Below are 26,681 nucleotides of genomic sequence, written 5' to 3' on the forward strand. Positions count from 1 at the left end.
TTCACGGCGCCCGCCGCAGGCCGCCGATGACCGAGCACGTCATGCTGCTCCAGTGGGCCGCGCTGGACGGCCCGTTCGGGCCGTCGGCGGTCAGCCCACGTTCAGCCCGGTGAGGTCCGCGAGCGGCAGCGTGTGCTGGGTCTGGAGGACCTTGGCGCGCAGGTAGCGGACGTTGTGCGGGGTCGTGAAGACGCCCGTCGGGACCCGGTCCTGGACGTCGATGCCCAGGTCCCGCAGCTGGTCGGCCTTGTCGGGGTTGTTGGACAGCAGGTCCAGGCCCGTGATGCCCAGGGCGCGCAGCATCTGGGCGGCGGCCGTGTAGTCCCGGTCGTCCTCGGGCAGGCCGAGCGCGGCGTTCGCCTCGTAGGTGTCCAGGCCCTGGTCCTGGAGGGCGTACGCGTCGAGCTTGTTGTAGAGGCCGATGCCGCGGCCCTCCTGGCGGAGGTAGAGCAGGACGCCGCCGGTGCCGGCTATGCGCTCGACCGCCTCGCGCAGCTGCGGCCCGCAGTCGCAGCGGGCGGAGCCGAAGACGTCACCGGTCAGGCACTCGGAGTGCAGCCGGACCAGCGGGGTGGCACCGGGCGCCGACTCGCCGAGGACGACGGCGACGTGCTCCTGGCCGTCGGTGAGGCCGTGGAAGGTGACGAGTTCGGCGTCGACGGAGTAGCCGTCGGGGAAGCGCAGCGGTACGCGGACGCGGGCGCGCGGGGTGGCGGCGGGGGTGTCGGGCATGCGGTCTCCCGGGTCCGGAGGACGGTGACAGAGCGACGCCGGGCCGCCCTGTGCTTCAGATTTGAAGCAGATCCAACGATTCGAGACCCTACCGCATGCTTGAAATTTGAAGCAACTGCTTTGTGGTGCGGCTCACGACGATGCGGCTCGTACGCCAGCGGCTGGGTTCCGGGGGGCCGAGGCTCGCGCGCCCGCCGCCGCGGCTCGCGAGGTTGCGGTTCGCCGGGTCGCGGTCACGGGGTTCCGGAGCAGGGCGAGGAGCGCCGGCGCCACGGGAGGTCCTCGGGTGCCGCCTCGCCTTCGTCGTTCTCCTGCAACCCGCGCGCGACCTGCGTGAAGATATCCTCCAGCTGGCCCACCTGCTCGGGGGTGAGCCGGTCGAAGAGGGAGGCGCGGACCGTCTCGACATGGCCGGGCGCCACGCTCTCCAGGACCGTCATGCCCTCGTCCGTCAGGACCGCCACGCTCCCGCGCTTGTCCCACCGGCACTCCTCACGTCGCAGCAGCCCGTCCTTCTCCAGCCGGGACACCGCGTAGGTCAGCCGGCTGCGGGTGATCTTCAGCCGCTCCGCGAGGTCGGTCATCCGCAGCCGCCGCTCCGTTGTCTCGGAGAGGTTGGCGAGGATGGAGTAGTACAGGTGGGGCATGCCGGCCTCCTGCTGGAGCTGCCGGTCGATCGCGTCCTCGAGGAGGAGGTAGCCGGCCACGTAGGCGCGCCAGGCGCGCTGCTCCTCGGGGGTGAGCCAGCGAGTCGTCATGCGCCCAGTGTAGGTTTGTTTCAAACTTGAACCAAGACCACTTGAACCAAGACCACCACCGTCGGACCGGCGACCGGACCGCGTCGAGGCACGTCGGACCGCGTCAGGCCGCCGTCGGACCCAGCCCGGGGAGTCGCGTCGATGCCGTACCCGTACGTCCTGCTGTCCGCCGCCGTGTCCCTCGACGGCTACCTGGACGACACCACGCCCGAGCGCCTGCTCCTCTCCGGCCGCGCCGACTTCGACCGCGTCGACGAGGTACGGGCCTCCGTCGACGCGATCCTCATCGGCGCCGGCACCATCCGCGCCGACAATCCCCGGCTCCTTGTGAACTCCCCGGAGCGCCGCGCCGCCCGGGTGGCCGCCGGACTGCCGCCGTACCCCCTCAAGGTCACCGTCAGCGCCTCCGGCGAGCTCGACCCGGCGGCGAACTTCTGGCACACGGGCGGCGAGAAGGCCGTGTACACGACGGAGAAGGGCGCCGAACGGATCCGGGCGCTCGGCATCGCGGCCGAGGCGGTCCCGCTCGGACCCGAACTGGACTGGCGCCGCCTCCTCGAACACCTCCACGACGTGCGCGGCGTACGGCGCCTCATGGTCGAGGGCGGTGGAACCGTCCACACCCAGCTGCTCCGGCAGGGCCTCGCCGACGAACTCCAGCTCGTCCTCGCCCCGCTGTTCGTCGGAGACCCGCGTGCGCCCCGGCTCTTCGGGCCGGGCGGCTACCAGGGCGGACGGCTGCGCCTGGTGGAGACCCGGCGCATCGAGGACGTCGTCCTGAACCGCTACGAGCCCACCGCCCCCGGCGCCGGACCGCTGCCCGTCGCGGCCGACCGGCACTGGCTCGCCCTGGCCTGCGCGCTCGCGGCCGACTGTCCGCCGTCGCGGACCGCCTTCAGCGTCGGTGCGGTGATCGTGGCCGCCGACGGCACGGAGCTGGCGCGCGGCCACTCGCGCGAGGGCGACGACCCGGTCGTGCACGCCGAGGAGGCCGCCCTCGCCAAACTCGACCCCGCCGACCCCCGCCTCCCCACGGCCACCGTCTACAGCAGCCTCGAACCGTGCGCCCGCCGTTCCTCCCGTCCGGCCCCCTGCGCCCGGCTCATCCTCGACGCGGGCGTGCGCAGGGTGGTCACGGCCTGGCGCGAACCGAACACCTTCGTCACGGACGCGGACGGCACCGGTCTGCTGACGGCCCAGGGCGTCGACGTCCTTGTGCTCCCGGGGTACGAGGAGCGGGCGAAGGGCCCCAACCGTCACCTCCTCTGAGCCCGCCGAGGCCCCGCCGAGGCCCCACTGATCAACCGATGTGCTTTCCGACCCGCTGATGGCGTACAGTTGTGTTCATCGCCGCGGGGTGGAGCAGCTCGGTAGCTCGCTGGGCTCATAACCCAGAGGTCGCAGGTTCAAATCCTGTCCCCGCTACTGATAGGCCGAAGGCCGGAATCCGAAAGGGTTCCGGCCTTCGGTGCGTTCACCGACCACTCCCTCACTCTTGGTGACCGGATGACCGCCCAGCGCATAACGACTGAGTCACCATCAAAACCTGTGTGACTGCTGATGCGTTTCCGGGGTATGTCGAGGCGCGGTCGGCACGCGGTCAACTCGCCCGTTTTTCACCACTGGTGGGCCGAAAGTCCAGGCCGGAAAAGTTGTTGATCAAGCAGAACAGCTTGGAATCCCGCCCCCGTGTCTATTAACGTTCGATAACGCAGCGCGGTCGTCCCAGCCGACACAAGAGTCGGCTCCGTGCGGCACGTGCCGAATCCCGCAAGGGAACCGGGGAACCATCACCTTGGGGTGAATCACGCGGAAGCCGTCGTGAGCTCGCAGAGTCCACGTCCGGTATACGCGCGTAGGAGACCTTCCCGCTCCGAACCCGTCAGCTAACCCGGTAGGCGACGGAAGGAAAGGAGCACGCCCGCGTGGCGTCCAACCCGCCTGCCCCCGAGGCCCCGCACGCGCCGGCCCAGCTGCCCACCGAGACCTTCGGCTACGGCGGCTACCGCACCGACGAGGGCCCCTGGGAGGAGTGGAACCCCACCGCGGACTCCATTCGCCCGGTACGCGGCAAGCACCGTGTCGCCAAGCAGCGCGGCGGCGGATTCGCCCGCAGCTCCACCGTCCTCGGCGTCGGCGTCATAGCCGCCGTCAGCGCGGGCGGCATGGCCAGCGCCAACACCGGCAAGGCCCCGGTCTCCATCTCGATGCCGGACCTGCCCAACGTGGGCTCGCTCATCTCCGACGACGAACCCGTCCAGGAAGCCGCGCCGGCCCTCGCCGGCTTCGGGTCCGAAGCCGCCGTGGACACCGACGAGAGCGTCGCCGACGCCGGTGAGGCCCTGCGCAGCCGGATCATGGCGCAGGCCGAGTCGCAGCAGTCCCAGGTCGAGGTCAAGGCTCTCGCCGCGGCGGCCAAGGCCGAGGCCGACGCCGTCGCCCAGGCCCAGAAGGAGGCGGAGGCCAAGGCCGCCGCCGCGAAGAAGAAGGCCGCCGAGGAAGCCGCCGCCAAGGCCGAGGCCGCGCGCCTGGCCGAGCTGGCCAAGCAGTACACGCTGCCGACCTCCTCGTACACCATCACCTCGACCTTCGGCCAGGCCGGATCCCTCTGGTCCTCCGGCTACCACACGGGGCTCGACTTCGCCGCGCCCACGGGCACGCTCATCAAGGCCGTCCACAGCGGCACCATCACCGAGGCCGGCTGGGCCGGTTCCTACGGCTACCGCACCATCCTGACCCTGGACGACGGCACCGAGCTGTGGTTCTGCCACCAGTCGTCGATCAGCGTCAGTGTCGGCCAGAAGGTCGCCACCGGTGACGTCATCGGCCGGGTGGGCGCGACCGGGAACGTCACCGGGGCCCACCTCCACCTCGAGGTCCACCCGGGCGGCAGCGCCGACGGCATCGACCCGGCGGCGTGGCTGCGCGGCAAGGGCCTCAACCCCTGAGCCGTCCGTCCCTCAGGACACACTGATCCACCCCGCAGCCCTGACGAGGAGAACCCGCGTCAGGGCTGCCGGTCTGTCGCGGCCCACCGGTGCGGAAGATTCGTTCGGTGCGGGTGATGCCTCGCGGCTCCTGGCGCGGGCGGTCCGTCGCGGCCTACGGGTGCGGGCGGGAGGCGGGATACGGCCCGGTCGGGTACCCGTAGGTGTGTCCTGCCGGGTTCCCGTACCCGTGGACCGGCCCTGCCGGGTTCCCGTACCCGTGGACCGGCCCTGTCGGGGCCCCGTACACCGGCCCCGCCCCCGCCTGGTACCCGGATCCGCCGCCGTGACCCTGGGCGGGCCCCGGTCCCGGCCCGTACGTCTGTCCCTGGCCGTACGCAGGTCCGGGCCCGTACCCGTACACGCCGTGCATGGGCCAGGGCGGCGCGACCACCCGTACCGGCGGGGCCGTCATCCGGGCCGCGTGGTCCAGCGCGGGGCGGGCGACGTCCTTGCGCCGCCACAGCTCGTTGAGCAGCTCTCGTTCGCGTACCAGGAAGTCGGCGTTCGCCCGTCCCCGGCGGCCGCGGTGCCGCAGGAACGCGAGGGACGTCGCGTACGCCTCGTAGCGCGCCACCTCCCGCTCCGCGGACTTGCCCAGGTGGCGGCCGGCGTACTCCCGGGCCAGCCGCCGGGCCCGCATCGAGCCGAGCGCGAACGGCTCGGCCGGTGTCAGCCAGCCCGCGGCCGCGTAGGCGGGCAGCTCCTCGCGTACGGTGCGCAGCTCGCGTTGGCGCGTCCACACCACCAGCCAGGTCAGCAGCCCGAACGCGGGCACCATGAACGCCGCGTACACCGCGAAGAACCCGAACTCGCCGAACGACGAGGAGCCGTTCCACAGGGCGTGCATGCCCATCGCGAGCAGTAGCCCGCACAGCGGGAGCAGCACGCGCCGCAGCTGCTGACGGTCCCCGGAGAGCGCGGCGACGCCGAAACCGATGCCGGTCAGCACGGTGAACAGGGGGTGCGCGAACGGCGACATGACGACGCGCACGAAGAAGGTCGCGGCGGTGACGGACGCGATGCCCGTGTCGCCCGTCAGCTGGTCGGTGCCGAAGGCGGTGCCGAGATAGAGGATGTTCTCGGTGAAGGCGAAGCCGGTGGCGGTGAGCCCGGCTATGACCACGCCGTCGACGATCCCGGTGAAGTCCCGCCTGCGGAAGAGGAACACCAGCAGGACGGCGGCGGCCTTGGCCGACTCCTCGACGATCGGCGCTATGACGGTCGCCCCGAGGGTGTCCGCGCCGGACGGGTCGGCGGTCGCGGTGGCTATCCATCTGGTCGCGAAGCTGTTGGCGATGATGGCTATCAGGGCGGCCGCGCACGCGCCCCAGGCGAAGGCGAAGACCAGGTTCCGCCAGGGGCCCGGCTCGACCCGGTCCAGCCACCGGAACGCGGCGACCAGCAGCGGTACGGGCAGCACGGCGAGCCCGAGTCCTACCAGGAACCCCTCCGTGCCGGTCTGTTCGCGCACCAGCGCGAGGATGACCAGGCCGGACAGCGCGAGCAGGGTGATCAGCGCCCCGTACCGCACCCTCAACCAAGCCCTCGGCCGCGCTCCGCCCCGGGGGGACCCCCACCGCTGCCACCAGTGAGCGTGCCGGAGCACACCGTCCTCGGGCGAGCCGCCGGGATGCGGCGGACAGGGCGGAAACGGAGGACTGATGGCCACGGTATCGACCCTAACGAGGGAGGGGACTGTGGTGGAGGGGAGACCGGTCGGTGAGCCCTTGGGTCCCTTGGTCGAACCCTTGACCCGGTCAGCGCTCCCCGGGCCGGACGCGATGCTGTACGCGACGGAAGAGCAGATCGTTCACGACGTGACCCTTGTCCAGCCCCTGCCCCTCGAAACGGGTCAGCGGCCGGAAGTCGGGCCGGGGCGCGAACCCGCCGTCGGCGTGGGTGTTCTCGAAGTCGGGGTGCGCGGTCAGCACCTCGAGCATCTGTTCCGCGTACGGTTCCCAGTCCGTGGCGCAGTGCACGATCGCGCCCGGCTTCAGCCGCGTCGCGGCCAGGTCGAGGAACTCGGGCTGGATGAGGCGCCGCTTGTGGTGGCGCTTCTTCGGCCAGGGGTCGGGAAAGTAGACGCGCAGCCCGTCGAGCGAGTTCGCCGGCAGCATCTCGCGCAGCAGGATGATCGCGTCGCCGTTGGCGACCCGGACGTTGGTCAGACCGGTGCGGTCCGCGAGGTTGAGCAGATTGCCCTGGCCCGGCGTGTGCACGTCCACCGCGAGGATGCCGGTGCCCGGGTCGGCGGCCGCCATCTGTGCGGTCGCCTCACCCATGCCGAAGCCGATCTCCAGCACGACGGGACGGTCCGTGCCGAACAGCTCGGCGAGGTCCACGGCATGCCCGTCGATGTCGAGCCCCCACTTGGCCCACAGCCGCTGCAACGCGTCCGCCTGCCCGGCCGTCACCCGGCTGCGCCGGGGCTGGAAACTCCGGATCCGCCGCTCGAAGTGCGACCCGGCGGGATCGGCCCTGGGCCCGTCGGGGAACCGGGGCTCCCCCTTGGCACGGGTGTGCCGAACGGACTCGCCCGGGTGGTGCTCGCCACCGGGAAAGGGCTGGGGGACTTCGGGGCTACTCACGGAATCAGACACAGTGCCGTCGATTTTACGGCGCGGTTCCACCTGCCCGCCGCCCCCGTACGAGGGCCCGCTGTCCGGCCGCTCACGCGCCTGCCAATGCTCCCAGGGCCCGTCGCGCCACCTCCCGTCCGATCGGCAGCGAGGCGGTGGCCGCCGGGGAGGGTGCGTTCAGGACGTGGACCGCCCGTGGCCCCTCCCGTATCAGGAAGTCGTCCACCAGCACGCCGTCCCGGAGCACCGCCTGGGCCCGTACCCCGGCCGTCGCCCGCACCAGGTCGGCCTCCTCCACCGCCGGCAGCAGCCGGCGCACCGCGTCCACGAACGCCCCCTTGGACACCGACCGCCGCAGCTCCCCGACCCCGTACCGCCAGTGCTGCCGGCCCATCCGCCACACCCCGGGCCAGGCCGCCGTCGCCATCGCCTCCCGGGGCCGTACGACACCCCACCCGTACCCCTCCCGGGCCAGGGCCGGCACGGCGTTCGGTCCGATGTGCACGCCCCCGTCGATCCCCCTGGTCAGATGGACGCCGAGGAACGGGAACGCCGGATCGGGCACCGGGTACACCAGCCCGCGCACCAGCTCCGGCCGCGCCAGCTCGTAGTACTCGCCCCGGAACGGCACGATCCGCGCCTCGGGCTCGTCCCCCGTCAGCCGGGCCATCTCGTCGGAGTAGAGCCCGGCGCAGTTCACCAGTACCCGCCCGCGTACGACGTCCCCGCGCGCGGTGAGCACGGCCACTCCGCGATCCGGCCGCCGGTCGATCCGCACGACCCGCGCGCCGTACCGGATCTCCGCCCCGGAGGCCTGACCCAGCTGCCGTGCGACGGCCGTGTAGTCGCAGATCCCCGTCGACCGCACGCGTATGGCGGCGAGCCCCCGGACCTCGGGCTCGTACTCCGCGATCTGGGCGGCGCCCAGCTCCCGGACCGGGATCCCGTTCTCCCGGCCGCGCTGCACGAGCGCGTGCAGCCGGGGCAGCTCCGCGCGGTCCGTGGCGACGATCAGTTTGCCGGTGACGGTGTGCGCGATGCCGTACTCCGCGCAGAACTTCGTCATCTCCGCAGCGCCCCGCACCGCGTACCGCGCCTTCAGCGACCCAGGCCGGTAGTAGATCCCGCTGTGGATGACCCCGCTGTTGCGCCCCGTCTGGTGCCGGGCCACCCCCGGCTCCTTCTCCAGCACCGTCACCCGCGTACCCGGCGCGGCGCGCGTGATCGCATACGCCGTGGACAGCCCGACGATGCCCCCGCCGACCACGAGCACATCACAGTCGTAAGCGATCTTCGGCACGTGCACCACCTCCCGGCTTCGATAGTGCACTGCGCCACTGACAGTGCCTTCAAACCCGGGGCAGGCGTCCTGCCGACCAGGGGCGGGGCCGTGCCGGTGTGCGGCTGCGCCGCGGCTCGTCCTACGCCGGGGTCATCAGCAGGGGCCGAGCCCGCTCCCGCAGTTCCACCACCCTCGGTTCGTCGCCGTAGGGCTCCAGCCGATGCAGCAGGTCCTTGACGTACTCCGTGGTGCGCGCGGAGGAGATGCGCCCGGCCACCTCCACGGCCCGCACGCCCTGCGCACAGGCGGCGTCGAGGTTGCCCGACTCCAGCTCGGCGACCGCCGAGACGACGAGCCGCAGCCCGTGCGACCGCACGAACTCCTCCGTCGGCTGCGACAGCGCCTGCTCGGTGAACCTCCGCACCTGGCGCGGTGCCTTCAGGTCGCGGTAGCACTCGGCGGCGTCCGCGGCGAAGCGGTCGTAGGAGTAGAAGCCGAGCCAGGACGGGTCGTGGTCCCCGTCGCGGGACCGCTCCAGCCAGCCCTCGGCGGCCTTCAGCGCCGCGCCGGCCGCATGCGCGTCTCCCGCGCGTGCGTGTGCGCGTGCCTCGACGAGCCGGAAGAAGCTCATGGTGCGGGCCGTGGCCAGCCCCCGGTTGCGCTCCAGGGCCGCCTGCGCGAGATCGACGCCCTCGTCGCCGAAGCCGCGGTACGTGGCCTGGAGGGACATGGAGGCCAGGACGTAGCCCCCGAGGGGTACGTCGGCCGCCGCGCGGGCCAGCCGCAGCGCCTGGATGTAGTAGCGCTGCGCGGCCTCCTGCTGACCGGTGTCGAAGGCCATCCATCCGGCCAACCGGGTCAGTTCGGCGCTCGCCCCGAACAGGGCCCGGCCGACCTCGTCGGAGTACGAGCCGAGCAGCAGCGGAGCCGCCTCCACCCGCAGGCACTCCGGCACCATGGACGAACGCCAGTCACCGCCTCCGTACTTGGAGTCCCAGCGCCTGGCGTCCTCGGCGGCCTCCCGCAGCTTCTGCACGTCGCTGTGGCCGACTTTGAGCGGTGCGCCGGAATCCTCCACGAGGTGTACGTCCCGTGCCACCGAACTGTCGGCCGGGGTTATCAGCCACCGGGAGGCGGGCGTCGCGTACGCGCTTACTGCGAACGATCCGGCCAGCGACTGCCAGATGCCCCCGGTACCGGCCCGGCGGCCGGCGAGGTCGAGACGGTAGAGCTCCGTGGCGGAGCGCACGGCCTGGTTGACGTCCCTGGGGAAGGCGAGGCCCACCTCGGGGGCGGGATCCGCGTCCGCCAGGCCGATCTCGTGGAGCGGCACCGGACGGCCGAGCTTCTGACCGATGGCGGCCGCGATGAGGTGCGGCGCGGCGCCCTGCGGCACCATGCCCTTCGACACCCAGCGCGCCACGGACGTCTTGTCGTAGCGAAGAGTCAACCCGCGTTGAGCGCCAAGATCGTTGACGCGTCGCGCGAGTCCTGCGTTGCTGATTCCCGCGAGGGCGAGAACGGCGCCGAGTTTTTCGTTCGGCCCGCGTTGCTCCCTGGACATTGCGCCACCCCTCGACACAGACGGCTGCCGCGCTGGCATAACCATGCGGCATTCGTAAACCCAGCGTAGTTCGCCGCATCCCAAGCGTTAAGGGGCATTCTTCCGGTTGGCGGGATTGTGGTCCGTACGAAAATCCGGGCGCAGGCACGGACCGTCGCGCCGTGCCCCCGCTGTGTGGCCGTGCGCCCGGCCGTGCGCTCTTCTCCGGCCATCGCGGGAGCGGTTCCATGGGCCGTGCGTGGGTCGGCCCGCTGTACTGGATCCAGTGGGCTGGGGGACACCGCCGCCTTCATCCCCGCGGGCGGCGGAACGGTCCGGGGGGCGTACCGCGCCTCCCGGGCCGACGCGAGTGTTCAAGGGCACGCGCGCGGGCACGGAGCGTGTGCGGAGCCTGCGCGGGACGCTCTCGACGCGGGGCGCGCGACGGGGATTTGGCCGAAAATCGACCCTGTGTTCTGCGGGGGACAACGCCTCCCACCATGGAAATCGAGGGCGTACAGGGCGTCTTGGGGGAGCGTACCGGGGGCGCATTCACGTCGCAGACACCGGGGTACGCATGGACGTCCCAGGAGGCGCCGGTGCGTTGACGCGGGCGCAGTCCCCGGATCGCAAGCGGCGCCGCCTCCTTCTATGGCGCGTTCTTCGTGGCAGCATGGTGAACCGTTCGTACGGTGCACTCGGTTGTCCACAGCCTGTGGAGGCGTCCATGCGGTGGTTGGTGGGATGGAGCAGCACCGCCGCGGGGGCGCTGGGCGGATCCGTCGGCTACGACGGCCGTCCCGACGACGGTGCTTCGTACGGGGGCCGGGTCGGCCACGACGGCGAGACGCTGCACCCGGTCGGCTCCCAACTCCTGTGGGGCGACCCCGATCCCCTCTGGGCCGTCGGCGACTGGCGCCCCGACGAGGTGCGCATCGTGAAGGCCGACGCCCAGACCCGGGTCGCGGTCCTCGGCACCTGCGGTGCGACCGACGAACAGCTGCGCGTCGGCCTGTTCGCCGCGCGCGGCGGGGCACTTCGGCACCTGACGGCCTGGTCGGGCAGTTACACGGCGATCGTCCAGGTCGGCCGGCGCATCACCGTCTGCGGCGATCTGGCGGGCGCGCGCCCCGTGTTCCACACTCCCTGGGCCGGTGGCACGGCGTACGCGACGGCCGCGCTGCCGCTGGCCGACCTCATCGAGGCCAACCTCGACTTCGGCCACCTGGCGGCCCTCCTCGCGACCCCCGACGTACCGGCCGCCCTGCACGACTCCACCCCGTACGACGGCGTGCGTCGCATTCCGCCGGGGCATGCGCTGATCCTTCGCGCCGGGGCACGCGAGGTCGCCGGGTACGAGCCGGTCGCCTCACTCGCCGTGGCGGCGCCCCCGGCCGACCCGGACAGCGCGGTCGGAGCCGTACGCGACGCGCTCATCGAGGCGGTACGCGCGCGTCTGTCCGCGCCCCGGCACGTCCCCGACATCGACCCCGGGCCCGTGCCCGGCATGGGACCGGCGGAACGGCGCGCCGCGCGCGGGATGCCCGTTCCCGGCATCGGCGCCGACCTCTCCGGCGGACCGGCCTCCGGCACGCTGGCGCTCCTCGCGGCGGGCCTGCCCGGCATGCCCGGCACGCTGCTGGGCCACGGCACGGGCGCGGGGGAGCGGCTGCTGGCCGTCACCTTCAACGACCTTGCCGTCGGCGGGCGCGAGGCCGAACTGGAACGGGCCGGCGCCCTCGCGGCCAACCCGCGCCTGCACCACGTCGTGGTGGCCGGCGGCGAGGAGACCCTGCCGTACGCCGACCTGGACGGCCCGCTGACCGACGAACCCGGCCCGAGTCTGGTCACGGCCGCCCGCCACCGGTCGCGCCTCGCCGCGGGCAGCGCGGACCACTTCACGGGCTACGGCGCCCGGCAGGTGCTGGACGCCCACCCGGCGCGGCTCGCGGACCTGCTGATGGACCGCAAACGCCGTCATCTGGTCCGCCCGGTGGCGGCGTTGACCAAGGCCGACGGCTCGGTACTCGTCCCCGCGCGCGTGTACGGCGCGGCCCGCCGGCTGGCCCGCACGCCGTACCGTGCGGGTTTGGAGGGCCTGGCCGAACACATCCTGCACCGCAGCTTCAGCTTCGACGACCCCGCAGGCGCCGTGGGGGCGTCCCTCGCGGCCCTCACCTGGGGTGGGGCCGGTCCCGCCGCACGCTGGCTGACAGGGGAGGCGCTGGCTGAAGTATCGGTTCGCCTCCAAGGAGCCGCGCACCGCACCGGCGCGGGTCCCGGGCAGCGTCCGGGCGACTACCGCGCGCGTGCGGCCCTCGCCCGGCACGCCATGGACCTCCGCGTCCTGGAGCAGGCCGCCGAGATCCGCTCCCAGCGACTGCACGCGCCGTTCCTCGACAACCAGGTCGTCCGCGCGTGCCGCGCGCTCCCCGAGACCCTGCGCGTGCAACCGGGGGCGCGCGCCGCGATCCTGCGCACGGTCCTGAAGGGCGCCGGCGTCACCGATCTCCCGGGCGGCTGGGGCGCCCCTTCCCAGGCGTCCGCGACCGCGGCGGCCCGGGCCGGCCTGCGGATGGCCATGGACCCGCTCCTCACCCTCTTCGAGGCCCCCCTCCTCGCGGAAGCCGGCCTGGTCGAGGCGAGAGTGGTCCGCAAGGCCCTCAGAGCCGCCGCAGCGGGCGAACCCCTTCCCCTGGACGGCCTCGCCGACCTGATCTCCCTGGAACTCTGGCTCCGCCGCCTCCTGTCCCGCAGAGGCACCTGCTGGACCGGCACACCGGCACGCGCGCGTGCGGTACCGGCGGGCATCGCGCCCCAGAGACGGGCCGTGTCCTCAGGGGGATGAGAAACCCCACCGCTCCCAAATCCCGTGCCCCACACCTCACCGCCGGTGACAATGAACCTGTGCGGTACAGAATCCTGGGCGTCACCCAGACAGCGGACGACCAGGGCACCGCCGTACCCGTCCCCGGGGCTCGCCTGCGTTCCCTCCTCACGGCCCTGGCCCTCCGCCCGGGCCGCCTCACCGCCCCGGGAACCCTCATCGACGAGGTCTGGGCCGAGACTCCGCCCCAGGACGCCCCCGCCGCGCTCCAGGCCCTGATCGGCCGTCTGCGCCGCGCCGTCGGCAAGGACAGCGTCACCTCCGCCCCGGGCGGTTACCGGCTCGCCGCGACCGAGGACGACGTCGACCTCTTCGTCTTCGAACGACTCGTGGGCCGGGGCACCGAAGCGCTGCGAGAAGGCGACGCCTCCGCCGCCGCCCGCGCCCTGGACGACGCCCTCGCCCTCTGGCGCGGCCCCGCCCTCGCCGACCTCCCCGACCGCACCGCGGCCGCCCGCCCCGAGGCCCTCCGGCTGGAGGCCACCCGCGCCCGCGCCGAGGCGGACCTCCTCCTCGGCCGCGCCCGCGAAGCCGTACCGCGCCTGACCGAACTGACCGCGGCGCACCCGTACGACGAGCCGCTGCACGCCCTCCTCATCCGCGCCCTGCGCGACTCCGGCCGCGACGCCGACGCCCTCGCCGCGTACGAGACCGCCCGTCGCACCCTCGCAGACGGCCTCGGTACCGACCCGGGCCCGCACCTGCGCGCCCTGCACACCGAACTCCTGAACGGCCCGGCCCCGACACAGGGCCCCGCATCGGTCCACGGCCCGGCCCCGACACAGGGCCCCGCATCGGTACCCGGCCTCGCGTCCGCCCACGGCTCCGCATCCGCCCATGGCTCCGCATCCGCGCATGGCTCCGCACCGGTCCATGGCGCCGCACCGGTCCAGGGCCGCGCGTCGGCTCCCGGTCCCGAGCCGGCCGATCCGCAGACGCCCCGGATGCCGCTCCAACTCCCCGAGCGGACCGGCAACCTCCGTCCGCGTCTTACCTCCTTCGTGGGGCGGGAACCCGAGCTCGGCGCCATCCGTTCCGCATTGCACAGGGCCCGTCTCGTCACCCTCACCGGACCGGGCGGCTCCGGGAAGACCCGCCTCGCCGAGGAAGCCGCCGCCGGGCTCCCACAGGCCTGGCTGGTCGAGCTGGCGCCGCTCGACCGGCCGGAGGCGGTACCGGGCGCGGTGGTCAGTGCCCTCGGTCTGCGCGAGACCGTCCTGATGACCACCGAGCTGGCGCCCCCGCAGGACGACCCGGTCGCCCTGCTCGTCGAGTACTGCGCCCCGCGCAGCCAGCTCCTGATCCTTGACAACTGCGAACATGTCATCGGCGCGGCCGCCGCTCTCGCCGAGACCCTCCTCACCCGCTGCCCCGGGCTCACGATCCTCGCCACCAGCCGTGAACCCCTGGGCGTCCCGGGCGAGGTCGTCCGCCCGGTCGAGCCCCTACTCCCCGACCAGGCGCACCGCCTCTTCACCGAGCGCGCGGCAGCCGCCCGCCCCGACGCGGCCGCCGTCCCGCGCGACGAGGAGGAGATCGCGGAGATCTGCCGGCGACTGGACGGACTTCCACTCGCCATCGAACTGGCCGCCGCCCGGCTCCGGTTGCTCACCCCGCGCCAGATCGCCGACCGCCTGGACGACCGCTTCCGCCTCCTCACCTCGGGCAGCCGCACGGTCCTGCCCCGCCAGCAGACCCTGCGGGCGGTCGTCGACTGGTCCTGGGACCTGCTCGACGAACCCGAGCGCGCGCTGCTGCGCGAGCTGTCGGTGTTCGCGGGCGGCTGGGACCTGGAGGCGGCGGAAGCCGTGTGCACCGGCCCGGTCGCGGACCTGGTCGGCGCGCTCGTCGACAAGTCCCTGGTCGTGGCGGCGCCGTGCGAGCGGAGCGGCGCGAGCGACATGCGTTATCGCATGCTGGAGACCATCCACGAGTACGCCGCCGAACGCGCCGCCGAGCTCCCCGGCTGCCGCGCGGCGGCCCGGCGGCGGCACCGCGCCTGGGTGCGCTCGCTCGTCGAGCGGGCGGACCCGCTGCTGCGCTCCGCCGAGCAACTCCCCTGGATCTCCCGCCTGGAGACCGAACTGGACAACATCCGCGTGGGGATCCGGCGCGCGCTCATGGCGGGCGACGAGGACGAGGCCGCCGCCCTCTGTCTCGCCACGGGCTGGTTCTGGTGGCTGCGCAACTACCGCCACGAGGGCGCCGAATGGACCGACCGGACCCTGCGCCTGGGCGCCGTCCTGGACACCCTCCGAGGACCTGCACCCGGTGCGCGCACCGACCCCGCCGACCCCGCCGACACCACGGCCTCCACGGCCGCTACCGATCCCACGACCTTCACCGATCCCACGGCCGCTACCGATCCCGCGGCGTCCGCCGATCCCACGACCTTCACCGATCCCGCGGCCTCCGCTGATCCCACGGCCGCTACCGATCCCGCGGCCTCCACCGATCCCACGACCTTCACCGAGCCCGCGGTACCCATCGATCCGACCCTCTCCACCGATCGCACCGTCCCCGCCGACCTCGCCGACCGTATGGCCGCCCTGGACCCCGTCGAGGCCTTCCTCAGGACGCCCGCCGCCACGGAGGAGGCCCACCCCCGGCACGCGCAGCGGATGAACCTGCGGATGTTGCACCTGTTCCTGTTGTCGGAGTCCGAGCCGAAGGGCGTCGTGGCGGACCCGCGCTACCAGGAGTACCTGGTCCGGCTGCGCGCCGACTATGAACCGGGTGGCCCGCGAGCGGCGCGGATGCCCGGCCTGCTCTGGCCGCTGACCGCCTTCCAGATGCGGGACATGGTGGACGTCCGGGGAGTCCTGGACGTGGCCGTCGCCAACTGCCGTGTGCACGGCGGCGACTGGGAGCTCGGCTGCGCCCTGATGTTCCGCACCCACATGGTCGTCGACTCGCCCGGCGGACTGCACGGCGTGGACGACGACCTGGCGGAACTGCGGGTGCTCAGCCTGCGCGTCGGCGACCGCTGGATGCGTGCCCAGGTGTGCGGCGCGGTGGGTGAGGCGGAGATGGCGCGCAGCCGCTTCGCGGAGGCGGAGCGGGAGTACCGCGAGGCACTGCGCCTCGCCTATGAGGTCGGGGCGTACGCCGAGTCGCCGTTTCTCATCGCCCGGCTGGCGGAGATCGCCTACCGCTCGGGTGACGTCGACGGCGCCATGGCCGCGCTGGACGAGGCGAACAGCGCCGCGGACCGCTACGGCGTGCCGGACGTCCGGGCGTTCGTCCTCCTGCTGCGCGGTCACATCGCGCTGCAGGAGGGGGACGTGGCCCACGCGCGCGTGTGCTGCGACGAGACCCGCGCGGCGGCCGGGGCGGGCACCCCGCCGCCGCAGTTCACGGCGGCGCTGAACGCGCTCGACGCGGGCCTGACCGCCGTCGAGTCCGGCCCGGAGCACGGTCTGCGGATGTTCGCCGACACGCTGCGCCAAGCGGTGGCCGACCAGTGCGCCGAGGCGGTCACCTCGTCGATCCTGGACGGCGCGGCGGAACTGCTGGTCCAGCTCGACGACTTCGCGCGCGCGGTCCGACTGCTCGCGGCCGCCGACGGCCTGCGCGGCCCCCATCCGCGCCCCAGTCCGCAGCGAGCCGGGGCCGAGCGGGCCGAGGCCGCGGCCCGCGACGCGCTCGGCGCCCAGCGCTACGCGGCCGAGCGGCTCCGGGGCACGCCCCTGACGGTGACCGCCGCCCTGGGCGAACTCACGGAGAGCGTGCGCGACCACCCGGCCGGAAGGCCGGTGGAGACCACTGAGGCGCCTACGAGCAGGTGAACCCGGACTCCGCCCAGTCCGCGAGCGCCACCGAGTCGAGGCCGCTGTGCGGCTCGGTCACCAGACGCACCGTGGTGCGGCCGGTCAGATCCACATGGACCGGGACGGCCGGGTCGCCGCCCTCGATCACCCCGGACGACCAGAGCCGGTTCCCGTCGGCGTAGACGGCGAAGGAGACCTTGCCGAGCTTCATCGTCAGGTCGTCGACGCCGACGAGCGCGTCGTAGGACGTGCACGCCCGGTTGAGATCGACGGTGACGGAGGAGTCGCCGTGCACGGTCACCCCGCGCTCGTACCGCCGGTCCGCGATGGACAGCCCGTACCGCTGCCACAGCCAGCTGCTGGCGCGCAGCCGGATCTCCGGTCCGGTCCCGTCGCCGGCGACGTCGAAGGACAGCCCGCTCAGCGGATAGACCGTCGGCGCGGGTGGCGGAGTGGGCGTGGGCGTGGATGTCGGAGCGGGCGGCGGAGTCGGGTCGGCTTCAGGGGGGAGAGCGGAGGTCGGGGTCGATGTCGGTGTGGGTGTCGGTGTCGGGCTGGGCGTCCGTCCCGGGACGGGGGCCGACGTCGGGGCGGCCGCCGGGACGATCACCGGCGGTGCCGGTTCGCGCTCCTTCGACGGCGTCGGCGTGGGTGTCGGCTCCTCGGGCCGCGCGACCGGGGCCGGCGCGGACGCCGAAGGTCCGGCCTCGGGCCGCCCGGCCGGGGCGTCGTGGCCGACGAGGGCGAGGGCCACCGCCGCGGCCGCCACCGCGACCACACCGGCCGCGATACCGGCCTTCACGGGCGCGCCCAGCCCCTCCGCGGCCGGCGCGCCGCTCCCGACGCCCGCCCCGCCCGAGGAACCGCTCGCGGCCGCGGCCGCGCCCGCCGCCCCGGCACCGCCGGCGATGAGCGCGACGGCCTTGGCGTACCCGGCGGCGCCGAACCAGCCGATGACCGCGAGCGGCACGACGGCGGGGATGCTGCTGGCGACCTCCTCGATCTGCAGGGCGGCCAGCCTGCACTTGGCGCACTCCTCCAGATGCTTGCGCAGGCCCCGTTCGGCGCGGGTGCGCAGCCGGCGGCGGGCGTAGCCGCCGAGCTGGTCGGCGTAGCGTGCGCACTCCTCGTCGTTGGTGAGGGTGGCGCTGACATGGGCCTGGAGATAAGCCTGCTTCAGGCCCTCACGGGCGCGGCTGGCGAGCACGCGCGTGCCGTTGGCGTCGAGGCCGAAGAGCATGGCGACCTCGCTCGGCGACTCGTCCTCGACCTCGGTGTGCCACAGCACCGCCTGCCAGCGTTCGGGCAGCGAGCGGAAGGCCTGCATGGCCATGGACTGCTCGGCCTCGTGCATCGCGCGGACGTCGGCGCCCAGGTCCAGGCCCGCTCCGAAGGAGCCGCTGGAGCCGGTGTCGTCGGCGACTTCGGAGGAGCGGGACTGCGCGGCGAACACCGCGAAGTCGTCGACGAGCTGCTCGCGCTTCGCCGACCGGGTCCAGCCGGCGGCCACCCGCCGGACGCAGGTGAGGAGGTAGGCGCGGACGGCGTACTCGGGTCCGGAGCCGCCGCGCACCGCCTGGAGCATGCGGGCGAAGACCTCGGCGGTGAGGTCGTCGGCGGTGTGCGCGTCCCGGCAGCAGGTGCGGGCGTAGCGGCGCACGGCGTCGGCGTGACGCCGGTAGAGCTCCTCGTACGCCGTGTCGTCACCCGAGCGCATCCGGCCGATCAGGTCGGTGTCGGCGGTCGGCATGTCCCGCGGCGGCAGGACGCCCTCGACGCGCCGCTCGCGCTGCGCCGGAACACTGCCCTCGGCCGGGCCGGCCGGCTGACGGGCCGGTGGACGGGCCGTCGGATGGCCCAGCGGGCTGCCCGGAGGACCGCCCGGCCGGCCGCTCGCGCGTCCACCCTGGTTCGGCACCTGCGGTGCGGCCAGGCCGTCGGCCTCCGTGTCACCGTCACCGTTCGAACCGGGTGACTCGTCCCCGCCGTCGACACTCATCGCGGAAAGCCCCCGCCGCCTGCCCCACCAGTCCTGGCCACCGGGTCAGAGTGCCATATTGGCTTTTGGTCAGGACCCCGCGCGACGAGCCATCCACTCGTCCGTGGGCAACTGACGCAGACCAGTACTGGCGGTCACCCGTACGGGGTAGGTTCAACTGCCTTGTTCTGGGCAGCAGTTGAGGATCATGACTGAAATGCCGAAGATGTCCGGCGTCATGGGTATGGGGTGAGGGCGCCGCGCCCCCACCCCACAATCACCCTTTCGAGCCACCCGCCCGGACACCGCCGACGGCGCCGGTCCCGGCCCTCACGACGAGGGACGCGACCGCAAGCCTTCCAGCAGGATGTCCAGCAGCCGCGCCGAGGCCGCCGCCTGCTGGGCCGGATCCGGCAGCGAGGGGGCCGCCGTCGCGATGACCAGCAGCACGTCCGACACCGACACGTCGGTCCGCAGCTCACCCGCCTCCCGCGCCCGTTCCACGAGCCGGCCCACGACCTGGAGCAGCGTCGCCGCCCCGGCGTCGTCGACAGCGGCCGTGGTGCCGTCGCCCGCGACGAGCCGCAGCTCGCCGCCACCCGACTGGGTCCGCTGCTGCGGCACCCGTGCCTCGTCCGCCGGCACCCCCTCGGCGCCGTCCTCCGAGACCCCGACCCGCAGCACCTGCGGCGGCAGCAGCCGCCCGGCGCCGGACGACACGGACGTCCGCAGGAAGCGCGACAGCGCCGACCACGGCTCGTCCTCCTGGCCGAGCGCCGCCCGCGCCTGATCGGTCAGCCGGGACGTCTCCTCCTCGGCTATCCGCCGCACCAGGACGTCCTTGCTCGGGAAGCGCCGGTACACCGTGCCGACCCCGACCCGGGCGCGCCGCGCCACGTCCTCCATCGGCGCGCCGTAACCCAGCTCGCCGAACACTTCGCGTGCCGCCCGCAGTACGTGTTCCAGATTGCGCTGTGCGTCCACGCGAAGCGGCGCTGTCCGCGCGCCCTCTCCACGTCCGATGCCCATCGTCGCACCGACCGCGCCGCCGGGTGGCAGTGCGGACGTGGACGACCAATGCGAGTTCTGAATGTGCATGAATGATCCCCCGGTAATGACGTCTCCCCCCGGAGACTCTCCCCGCCATCGAAAGTCGGGGGCGTGGAACACAGGGGACGGCATCCCGGGCCCGCCCGTCGCAGACCCGCAGAGCACTCCCCCTGACACCCCGTCGACACACGAACATAGTTGAGAGGGAGTCAATTCAGAAGGGGCAGGTTCCGCACGGAGCGCCCCCCGATCGGAGTACGGGTCTTATACGTCCCGATTGCGCCCCATCCCGCACCCCGGCGCACAGCCGCTGACCTGCACTCCTGCCCAGTACGCCGGTGTTTCGGCCAACCCTGCGCCCGCCCGGCTCGAGGTCACACAAATTGCCGGGGCTGTGGACAAACTCCGGCGTCCGGTGCGTCATGGGATGGTGAAGGAACGTGCGCGCATTCTCGTTGTCGGCGGCGGCTACGTCGGGATGTACACGGCCCTGCGGCTCCAGCGGAAGCTGAAACAGGAACTCGGCCGGGGCGAGGCCGAGATCACGGTCGTCACACCCGACCCGTACATGACCTACCAGCCCTTCCTCCCCGAGGCGGCCGCGGGCTCCATCTCCCCCCGGCACGTCGTCGTGCCGCTGCGCCGCGTCCTGCCGCACTGCCGGGTCGTGGTCGGCGAGGTCACCGCCGTCGACCACGCCAAGCGCACCGCCACCCTCACCACCCTCGCCACCGACGAGGAGGGCACCGGCCCGCAGCAGCTGACGTACGACGAACTCGTCCTCGCGCCCGGTTCCGTCTCCCGCACGCTCCCCATCCCGGGCCTGGCCGACCACGCCATCGGCTTCAAGACCGTCGAGGAGGCCATCGGGCTGCGCAACCACGTCATCGAACAGATGGACATCGCCTCCTCCACCCGCGACCCCGCGATCCGCGACGCGGCACTCACCTTCGTCTTCGTCGGCGGCGGCTACGCGGGCGTGGAGGCGCTCGGCGAGCTGGAGGACATGGCCCGCTACACCACGCGCTACTACCACAACGTCAAGCCCGAGGACATGAAGTGGATCCTGGTCGAGGCCTCCGACCGGATCCTGCCGGAGGTCGGCGCCGACATGGGCCGCTACACCGTCAGTGAGCTGCGCCGCCGCAACATCGACGTACGCCTCGACACCCGCCTGGAGTCCTGCGCCGACCGGATCGCCGTCCTCAGCGACGGCGCCCGCTTCCCGACCCGTACGGTCGTGTGGACCGCCGGAGTGAAACCCCACCCGCTGCTCGCCGCCACCGACCTCCCGCTGAACGAACGAGGTCGGCTGAAATGCACCCCTGAGCTGACCATCGACGGCGCCACGCACGCGTGGGCGGCCGGAGACGCCGCCGCCGTCCCCGACGTGACGGCAGGCGAGCCCGGCAAGGAGACCGCCCCGAACGCCCAGCACGCCGTCCGCCAGGCCAAGGTCCTCGCCGACAACATCGTGCGCTCCCTGCGCGGCGAAACCCTCCGGACGTACTCCCACAAGTACGTCGGCTCGGTCGCCTCGCTCGGACTCCACCAGGGCGTCGCGCACGTGTACGGGCGCAAGCTCAAGGGCTACCCGGCCTGGTTCATGCACCGCGCGTACCACCTCAGCCGCGTGCCCACCTTCAACCGCAAAGCGCGCGTGCTCGCCGAATGGACCCTCTCCGGGCTCTTCAAACGGGAGATCGTTTCTCTGGGATCCCTCGAACATCCCCGCGCGGAGTTCGAACTCGCTGCCGGTGGAAAGCCTTCTGACGAGTCTTCCGGCGACCCGAAGGGGTCGTCCTGACCCGAACCAGGAACTCCACCGGCCGCCCCCACGTCTGACGAATGTCGGCCGGACGGCGGCCACACTGCCAGACTGCTCCGTGCCCCAGCCCCTCCCGAGCCCTTCCCGCCGGGCCACCACCCGCCCCCCGACCCAAGAGACTGCTCCCCGTGCTCCACATCCCGGGTGCTGCAACAATGTGCGGTCACCGCCGCGCGGCCCCCGGAGCCCAGGCAGGGCCCGGAGCCGGCCGCCGACGACTACACGAGGCAAGGATTCGTGAACTTCACGCGCTGGAGCGCCCGGCTCCCCGGAACGCAGCGCCGCGCCGCCGCGCGAGCCGAGCACCCGGTCACCACCACGGACCGGCGGAGCGAAGGCTCCGTACCCGCGGCCCGCGCCGAACAACTCACCGACGAGCCGCCCCCGGTGCCCGCCGTCGACGAACTCCCGGTCCGTGAGGTCCTCGACCGCGTCCCGGCCCTCGTCGCCCTCGTGCACGGCCCCGACCACCGCCTCGCCTACGTCAACGACGCCTACGCGGCGGCCTTCGGCGTGCGCGTCTGCGGCGAACCGGCCGCCGAGGCCCTCCCCGAACTCCGCGACCTCGGCCTCATGCCCCTCCTCGACCAGGCCCTGCGCAGCGGCAAGCCCCGCACCCTGAAGTCCCGCAAGGCCCCCGACGGCCGCTCCTACACCTTCACCTGCACCCCGGCCGCCGAGGACAACGGCAAGGGCACCGTCCTGATCTTCGCCACCGACGTCACCGACCACGCCGAGGCCGCCGAACGCCTCAGAACCAGCGAGCGGCGCCAGCGCGAGACAGCCGTCACCCTCCAGCGCTCCCTCCTGCCCCAGGAACTCGAGGAGCCGGACGACCTGCGCATCGCCGCCACCTACCAGCCCGGCGGCACCGAGGCGGCGGTCGGCGGCGACTGGTACGACGTCATCACCCTCGGCGGCGGCCGCACCGCCCTCGTCATCGGCGACGTCATGGGCCGGGGCGTCCGCGCGGCAGCCGTCATGGGCCAGCTCCGCACGGCGGTCCGGGCGTACGCCCGCCTCGACCTGCCGCCGCACGAGATCCTCCAGCTCCTCGACGGCCTCGCCGCGGAGATCGACGCCAACCAGATCGCCACATGCGTGTACGCCATCCACGACCCCAACGAGGGCCGACTGGTGTACGCCTCCGCGGGCCACCTGCCCATCCTGGTCCGCGACGACAGCGGCACCGTCCTGCGCGCCGACGAACCCACCGGCCCGCCCCTGGGCACCGGCGGCTGGATGCACGCCTCCGGCTCGATCCCCCTGGGCCCCGGCTCGACGGCCGTCCTCTACACGGACGGCCTGGTGGAGCGCAGGGACGAAGACCTCGACGAGGGCATCGCGTCCCTGGAGCGCGCCCTGTCCGGCGCGACCGGCACCCCCCAGGTCGTCTGCGACCGCCTCGTCCGCTCGGCCGGCGTCACCGCCGACCACGACGACGACGTCGCCGTCCTGGTCCTCCAGCACCCGGCCCGCACCGGCCCCGAGGGCGAGCTGTTCCGCAACGCGGCCCTGGAGCTCCTCGGCGGTGTCGAGGCGGCCCCACGCGCGCGTGCCTTCGCCTCCGGTGTCCTGACCAGCTGGCGCTTCCCGCCCGACCTGCACGACCTCGGCGTCCTCGCCGCCAGCGAACTCGTCGCCAACTCACTCCAGCACGGCACCCCGCCCATGCGGCTGCGGCTGCGCCGCACCGACCGCCGCCTGATCATCGAGGTCACCGACGGCGACGACCACCTTCCGCGCCGCCGCCGCGCCGAACCGGGCGACGAGTCCGGCCGGGGAATCGCCATCGTCGCCACGATCGCCTCCCACTGGGGCAGCCGCCGCACCCCGGGCGGCGGAAAAGCGGTGTGGTGCGAGTTCGTCCTGCCGAAACCGGCCGACTGAGCGCAGGCCGAGAAAGGACCCGAACACCCACTTCCCCGCGCGCGGCACCTAGGCGAACACGCCGCCCGGTGCTAGTAGCTCCCCATGGCAGACGCAACGGGCTTCGACCTCAAGGGAAGCGCTCCCGAGCGCTACGAACACTACGTCGCGCCCCTCATGGCGCCCTTCGTCACCGCACTCGTGGACGCCGTGGACCTCTACCCCGGCGCCACCGTCCTCGACCTCGCGTGCGGCACGGGCTTCGCGGCCCGCTCAGCCGCCGCGCAGGCCGGCCCCTCCGGCCGGGTCGCCGGCGCGGACGTCAACGAGAGCATGCTCAAGATCGCCGTGGCGTGCCACCCACGCCTCTACCCGGACATCGAGTTCACCGCCGCCCCCGCCGACAACCTCCCCTACCCCGACGCGACCTTCGACGCCGTCCTCTGCCAACAGGGGGCCCAGTTCTTCCCCGACCTCGACGCGGCCCTGACGGAAACGGCCCGCGTCACCCGCCCCGGAGGACGCTTCGCCGCCACCGTCTGGGCCCGCCTGGACGAGTCCCCGTACTTCGTGGCCCAGCACCGGACCCTCGAACAGTTCGACGGCCGGGAGGCGGCGGACACCTTCCGGGCCGCCTTCGCTGCCGCGGACCGCCTGACCGCCGCCCTCGACCGCGCCGGCTTCCACTCCACGACCCGCCGCGACCTCACCTTCGCCATCGACCTGCCCCCGCTGGAGGACTACGTCGCCGGACACCTCTCCGCGATCCCCTGGGGCCAGGCGCTCGTCGACGCCGGAGGCGACGACGCCCTCGCCCGCGCCGCAGACACGATCCGCGCCCAGCTCCCCGACGCGACGACCACCTTCCCGTTCACGGCGACCCTGGTGACGGCGATCCGCTGAGCGCATGAGACGAGAGAGGCGGCCGTCGCCTTTCGGACGACGGCCGCCTCTCTCCGTTCGATGCGCTCGGTCTGCTCGGGAGCCCTCAGGCCTCCGCCGCCACGGGCTCCACAGCGGTCCCACCGCGGGCCACCACCCGCTGCCGCACCAGCCACGGCTGGTCCTGGACGGCGGTCAGCTGTCGCCCGAGCCGCAGCGCCAGGTAGGTGATCCCCAGCGAGAACAGCAGGAACGTCACGATGTACGGCGCGTGCAGCGAAGCACCCATCGGGCCGCCCACCGCCGGCCCGACGGCCAGCGCGAGCTGCTTCACCAGGGCGAACGCCGAGTTGTACTGTCCCGCCAGGCCGGCCGGCGACAGGTCGGCCACCAGCGGCGCGACCGTCGGCGACAACATCGCCTCGCCCAGCCCGAACAGCGCGTACGTCGACACGAACGCGGCCGTCGCCATCTCCCGACTGCCATGGCCCAGCCCGGCGTACCCGGCGACGACCCACGCGACGGCCCAGATCAGCCCCACGGCCGCGATCACCCGGGACCGCTTCTGGCGCTCGACGAACTTCAGCACGGCGAACTGCGCGACCACGATCATCGCGGTGTTCGCGGCGAGCGCGGTCCCGAGCGCGGACGTCGAGATGCCGGCGGCCTCGACCCCGTACGCGCTCAACCCCGACTCGAACTGCCCGTAGCAGGCGAAGAACAGCACGAAGCCCAGCACACACAGCTGCACCATGGCCCGATTGCCGAGCAACTGCTTCCAGCCCCCCCTGGCGGACCGCGGGGCGTCGCCGACCCGCGGAGCGTGCGGCAGACGCACGGTCGACATCACCACGGCCAGCAGCAGGAACATCGCCGCCTCGATGGCGAACAGCAGCGTGAACGAGGACACGCGCGTGGTGTCGACGAGATGCCCGCCGATCAGCCCACCCACCCCGAGCCCGAGGTTCTGGAGGAAGAACTGCGTCGCGAACGCCCGCGACCGGGTCTCCGCGGTCGAGCAGTCCACGATCATCGTCGCCAGCGCCGGCTGCATCACGGCCTGCCCGGCTCCCAGCGCGGCCGCGGCGGCCAGTACGGCGGTGGCGTTTCCGGCGAGCCCCAGGCCCAGCGCGCCCAGCGCGGCGGTGACCAGGGCGGCGAGCAGGACCGGCAGTGGACCGCGCCGCACGATCGCCCGGCCGGCGAACGGCAGCACGATCAGCGCGGCCACGGCGAAGACGGCGAGGACGAGCCCCGCCGTCATGGCACCCAGTCCCCGCACCTGCGCCACATAGACGTACAGGTAGGGGACGGTGAAGCCGAGCCCGAACGCGCTGAGTGCGTTACCCACGTGGATCCGGCGCATCGCCGCGCCCCTCGCCCTGGTCACGTTCACCTCTCTCAGGTATGTCGTCGTCATCGGTACTGGTGCGGCGTCAGTACTTCCGCTACCTCAGTACTTAGCGCCGAAGACTTCGAAGCTAAAGTTAGAAGCTAAACTGTACACCTCGAAGGACTTCAATGCGAACGAGCTCCGTGCGATACTCGGTCCATGGGCGACACCCCCGGCACGGTCGGCACCGGCATCGGCGGCGAGCCGACCCTCGAAGAGCAGATCGCGGCCTATCAGCGCGAGTTCCAGGACCTCGACCCCCAGGTCGAGAAGATCGTCTCGGCGCTGTCCCGCCTCAACCGCCGGATGAACGTCGCCTATGGCCGCCAGACCGCGGACCTCGGCATCAGCAACGCCGAGTGGGAGGTCCTCAAGGCCCTGGTCCTCTCCGGTGCCCCCTACCGTCTGGGGCCCGGCGACCTGGCCAAGCGTCTCGGCCTGACGCCCGCGGCGATGACCCACCGGATCGACCGCATGGTCGCCGAGGGGCTGGTGACCCGCGAACGGGACGAGTCCAACCGCGTTCGCGTGATCGTCGAGCTGACGCCCGAGGGCCGCGAGAAGTGGCTCGAGGCGATGCACATGGCAACGGTCTTCGAGGAGGATCTGCTCCAGGACCTCTCCGCGGACGAGCGGACGGTCCTGGGTGAGGTCCTGACCAGGCTCCTGCGCCGGGTGGAGCACGCTCAGCCGGACGCCGGCGGCCGCCTCAGTGACCTGGACTGAGCTGCCCTCCACCCGGCGGGCCAAAAGATCTTGACAGGGGTGGTTGACACCCCCCTTGGGGAGCCCGTAGAGTTCTTCGGGTTGCCGGGGAGCTGTAACGGTTCTTCGACAGCACCTCCGCCGCAGTAGCGGCACCACAAACCACAGCACGATCTCCCAACGGGATTGAATTCGGCGTGCCCGAATTCAATTCGATTTGGGGCCGGCAACCCGATTAGGAGCTGCCGGGCGGATCCGCTAAGGTTTGAGACGTTGGAACGGCCGAACAGCCGGGAAGACAAGCCCCCTCTGACTGGGAATCAGCGCCGAAAGGATCTGATAGAGTCGGAACCGCCGGAAAGGGAAACGCGAAAGCGAGAACCTGGAAAGCACCGAGGAAATCGGGTCGAGAAAAGATCTGATAGAGTCGGAAAC

The 26,681-nt window shown here is 72.8% G+C and carries 17 protein-coding genes, 1 tRNA gene and 1 riboswitch; of the genes, 9 read left to right on the forward strand and 9 right to left on the reverse strand.

Translation table 11 applies throughout. From position 1 onward, the window contains the following. Positions 1-90: 90 nt before the first annotated feature. Entirely contained in the window at positions 91-732 is a 642-nt protein-coding gene (gene ribA / locus ACIPFH_RS23980; RefSeq protein WP_401829168.1) for a GTP cyclohydrolase II, read from the reverse strand. A gap of 233 nt (positions 733-965) precedes the next feature. Next, positions 966-1,490, reverse strand: coding sequence for a MarR family winged helix-turn-helix transcriptional regulator (locus tag ACIPFH_RS23985; RefSeq protein ID WP_401829170.1), 525 nt, complete (start codon positions 1,488-1,490; stop codon positions 966-968). Between the two features lie 141 nt (positions 1,491-1,631). Here ACIPFH_RS23985 and ACIPFH_RS23990 point away from each other — a divergent pair, with 141 nt between their 5' ends. The 3 genes from ACIPFH_RS23990 (at position 1,632) to ACIPFH_RS24000 (ending at position 4,438) form a co-directional block, all read left to right on the forward strand. Beyond that, entirely contained in the window at positions 1,632-2,759 is a 1,128-nt protein-coding gene (locus ACIPFH_RS23990; protein WP_401829172.1) for a dihydrofolate reductase family protein, read from the forward strand. 82 nt (positions 2,760-2,841) lie between these two features. Beyond that, a tRNA-Met gene (locus ACIPFH_RS23995) sits at positions 2,842-2,915 on the forward strand. A 324-nt stretch (positions 2,916-3,239) separates the two neighbouring features. After that, positions 3,240-3,408, forward strand: a riboswitch (cyclic di-AMP (ydaO/yuaA leader). Positions 3,409-3,415: 7 nt separating this feature from the next. Then, a complete protein-coding gene (locus ACIPFH_RS24000; protein ID WP_401829174.1) occupies positions 3,416-4,438 on the forward strand; it encodes a M23 family metallopeptidase in 1,023 nt (340 codons plus the stop codon). 154 nt (positions 4,439-4,592) lie between these two features. Here the strand turns inward: ACIPFH_RS24000 and ACIPFH_RS24005 are convergent, their stop codons facing one another. The 4 genes from ACIPFH_RS24005 to ACIPFH_RS24020 all read right to left on the reverse strand — a co-directional run bounded on the left by ACIPFH_RS24005 (position 4,593) and on the right by ACIPFH_RS24020 (position 9,905). Then, positions 4,593-6,149, reverse strand: a complete 1,557-nt coding sequence (locus ACIPFH_RS24005) for a PrsW family glutamic-type intramembrane protease (RefSeq protein WP_401829177.1) — start codon at positions 6,147-6,149, stop codon at positions 4,593-4,595. An 88-nt stretch (positions 6,150-6,237) separates the two neighbouring features. Continuing rightward, positions 6,238-7,080, reverse strand: coding sequence for a tRNA (guanosine(46)-N7)-methyltransferase TrmB (gene trmB, locus ACIPFH_RS24010; RefSeq protein ID WP_401829179.1), 843 nt, complete (start codon positions 7,078-7,080; stop codon positions 6,238-6,240). A 70-nt stretch (positions 7,081-7,150) separates the two neighbouring features. Next, positions 7,151-8,368 carry an L-2-hydroxyglutarate oxidase gene (gene lhgO, locus ACIPFH_RS24015; RefSeq protein ID WP_359125716.1) on the reverse strand — a complete coding sequence of 406 codons (1,218 nt, stop codon included), beginning with the start codon at positions 8,366-8,368 and terminating at the stop codon, positions 7,151-7,153. A 112-nt stretch (positions 8,369-8,480) separates the two neighbouring features. Next, a complete protein-coding gene (locus ACIPFH_RS24020; RefSeq protein WP_356253303.1) occupies positions 8,481-9,905 on the reverse strand; it encodes an MFS transporter in 1,425 nt (474 codons plus the stop codon). Positions 9,906-10,611: 706 nt separating this feature from the next. Here ACIPFH_RS24020 and ACIPFH_RS24025 point away from each other — a divergent pair. Together ACIPFH_RS24025 and ACIPFH_RS24030 are read left to right on the forward strand one after the other, a co-directional pair. After that, positions 10,612-12,732, forward strand: coding sequence for an asparagine synthase-related protein (locus ACIPFH_RS24025; protein ID WP_401829181.1), 2,121 nt, complete (start codon positions 10,612-10,614; stop codon positions 12,730-12,732). Between the two features lie 59 nt (positions 12,733-12,791). After that, the gene (locus tag ACIPFH_RS24030) at positions 12,792-16,559 is read left to right on the forward strand and encodes an AfsR/SARP family transcriptional regulator (RefSeq protein ID WP_401829184.1); all 3,768 of its coding nucleotides are present in this window, start codon (positions 12,792-12,794) and stop codon (positions 16,557-16,559) included. On the opposite strand, the gene ACIPFH_RS24035 is transcribed toward ACIPFH_RS24030, so the two are convergent. Then, entirely contained in the window at positions 16,546-18,540 is a 1,995-nt protein-coding gene (locus tag ACIPFH_RS24035) for a sigma-70 family RNA polymerase sigma factor (RefSeq protein ID WP_401829187.1), read from the reverse strand. The two genes, ACIPFH_RS24030 and ACIPFH_RS24035, sit on opposite strands and share 14 nt — an antisense overlap. Positions 18,541-18,849: 309 nt before the next feature. Continuing rightward, positions 18,850-19,617: a TetR/AcrR family transcriptional regulator gene (locus ACIPFH_RS24040; protein WP_401829190.1), complete on the reverse strand. Its 768-nt coding sequence runs from the start codon at positions 19,615-19,617 to the stop codon at positions 18,850-18,852. 379 nt (positions 19,618-19,996) lie between these two features. On the opposite strand from ACIPFH_RS24040, the gene ACIPFH_RS24045 reads away from it, so the two are divergent. From ACIPFH_RS24045 to ACIPFH_RS24055, 3 genes are all read left to right on the forward strand, one after another. After that, the gene (locus tag ACIPFH_RS24045) at positions 19,997-21,376 is read left to right on the forward strand and encodes an NAD(P)/FAD-dependent oxidoreductase (RefSeq protein WP_401829192.1); all 1,380 of its coding nucleotides are present in this window, start codon (positions 19,997-19,999) and stop codon (positions 21,374-21,376) included. A 258-nt stretch (positions 21,377-21,634) separates the two neighbouring features. Beyond that, complete coding sequence (locus ACIPFH_RS24050; RefSeq protein WP_401829194.1) at positions 21,635-23,287, forward strand: SpoIIE family protein phosphatase; 1,653 nt, start codon at positions 21,635-21,637, stop codon at positions 23,285-23,287. A gap of 84 nt (positions 23,288-23,371) precedes the next feature. Next, entirely contained in the window at positions 23,372-24,169 is a 798-nt protein-coding gene (locus tag ACIPFH_RS24055) for a class I SAM-dependent methyltransferase (RefSeq protein WP_401829197.1), read from the forward strand. Between the two features lie 85 nt (positions 24,170-24,254). Here ACIPFH_RS24055 and ACIPFH_RS24060 read toward each other — a convergent pair whose 3' ends face one another. Further along, on the reverse strand, positions 24,255-25,544 hold the full coding sequence (locus ACIPFH_RS24060; RefSeq protein WP_401829254.1) for an MFS transporter: 1,290 nt from the start codon (positions 25,542-25,544) through the stop codon (positions 24,255-24,257). A gap of 156 nt (positions 25,545-25,700) precedes the next feature. Here ACIPFH_RS24060 and ACIPFH_RS24065 point away from each other — a divergent pair, with 156 nt between their 5' ends. Next, positions 25,701-26,267 carry a MarR family winged helix-turn-helix transcriptional regulator gene (locus ACIPFH_RS24065; protein WP_401829198.1) on the forward strand — a complete coding sequence of 189 codons (567 nt, stop codon included), beginning with the start codon at positions 25,701-25,703 and terminating at the stop codon, positions 26,265-26,267. Positions 26,268-26,681: the final 414 nt, after the last annotated feature.

The sequence above is a fragment of the Streptomyces sp. NPDC088157 genome (genome assembly GCF_044741545.1).
Classification (GTDB): domain Bacteria; phylum Actinomycetota; class Actinomycetes; order Streptomycetales; family Streptomycetaceae; genus Streptomyces.

What these genes read in the sequence shown, in the direction of transcription:
- ribA (WP_401829168.1), bottom strand. Translation starts at nt 732, where the DNA reads ATGCCCGACACCCCCGCCGCCACCCCGCGCGCCCGCGTCCGCGTACCG.
- ACIPFH_RS23985 (WP_401829170.1), bottom strand. Translation starts at nt 1,490, where the DNA reads ATGACGACTCGCTGGCTCACCCCCGAGGAGCAGCGCGCCTGGCGCGCC.
- ACIPFH_RS23990 (WP_401829172.1), top strand. Translation starts at nt 1,632, where the DNA reads ATGCCGTACCCGTACGTCCTGCTGTCCGCCGCCGTGTCCCTCGACGGC.
- ACIPFH_RS24020 (WP_356253303.1), bottom strand. Translation starts at nt 9,905, where the DNA reads ATGTCCAGGGAGCAACGCGGGCCGAACGAAAAACTCGGCGCCGTTCTC.
- ACIPFH_RS24025 (WP_401829181.1), top strand. Translation starts at nt 10,612, where the DNA reads ATGCGGTGGTTGGTGGGATGGAGCAGCACCGCCGCGGGGGCGCTGGGC.
- ACIPFH_RS24035 (WP_401829187.1), bottom strand. Translation starts at nt 18,540, where the DNA reads ATGAGTGTCGACGGCGGGGACGAGTCACCCGGTTCGAACGGTGACGGT.
- ACIPFH_RS24040 (WP_401829190.1), bottom strand. Translation starts at nt 19,617, where the DNA reads ATGCACATTCAGAACTCGCATTGGTCGTCCACGTCCGCACTGCCACCC.
- ACIPFH_RS24045 (WP_401829192.1), top strand. Translation starts at nt 19,997, where the DNA reads ATGGTGAAGGAACGTGCGCGCATTCTCGTTGTCGGCGGCGGCTACGTC.
- ACIPFH_RS24055 (WP_401829197.1), top strand. Translation starts at nt 23,372, where the DNA reads ATGGCAGACGCAACGGGCTTCGACCTCAAGGGAAGCGCTCCCGAGCGC.
- ACIPFH_RS24065 (WP_401829198.1), top strand. Translation starts at nt 25,701, where the DNA reads ATGGGCGACACCCCCGGCACGGTCGGCACCGGCATCGGCGGCGAGCCG.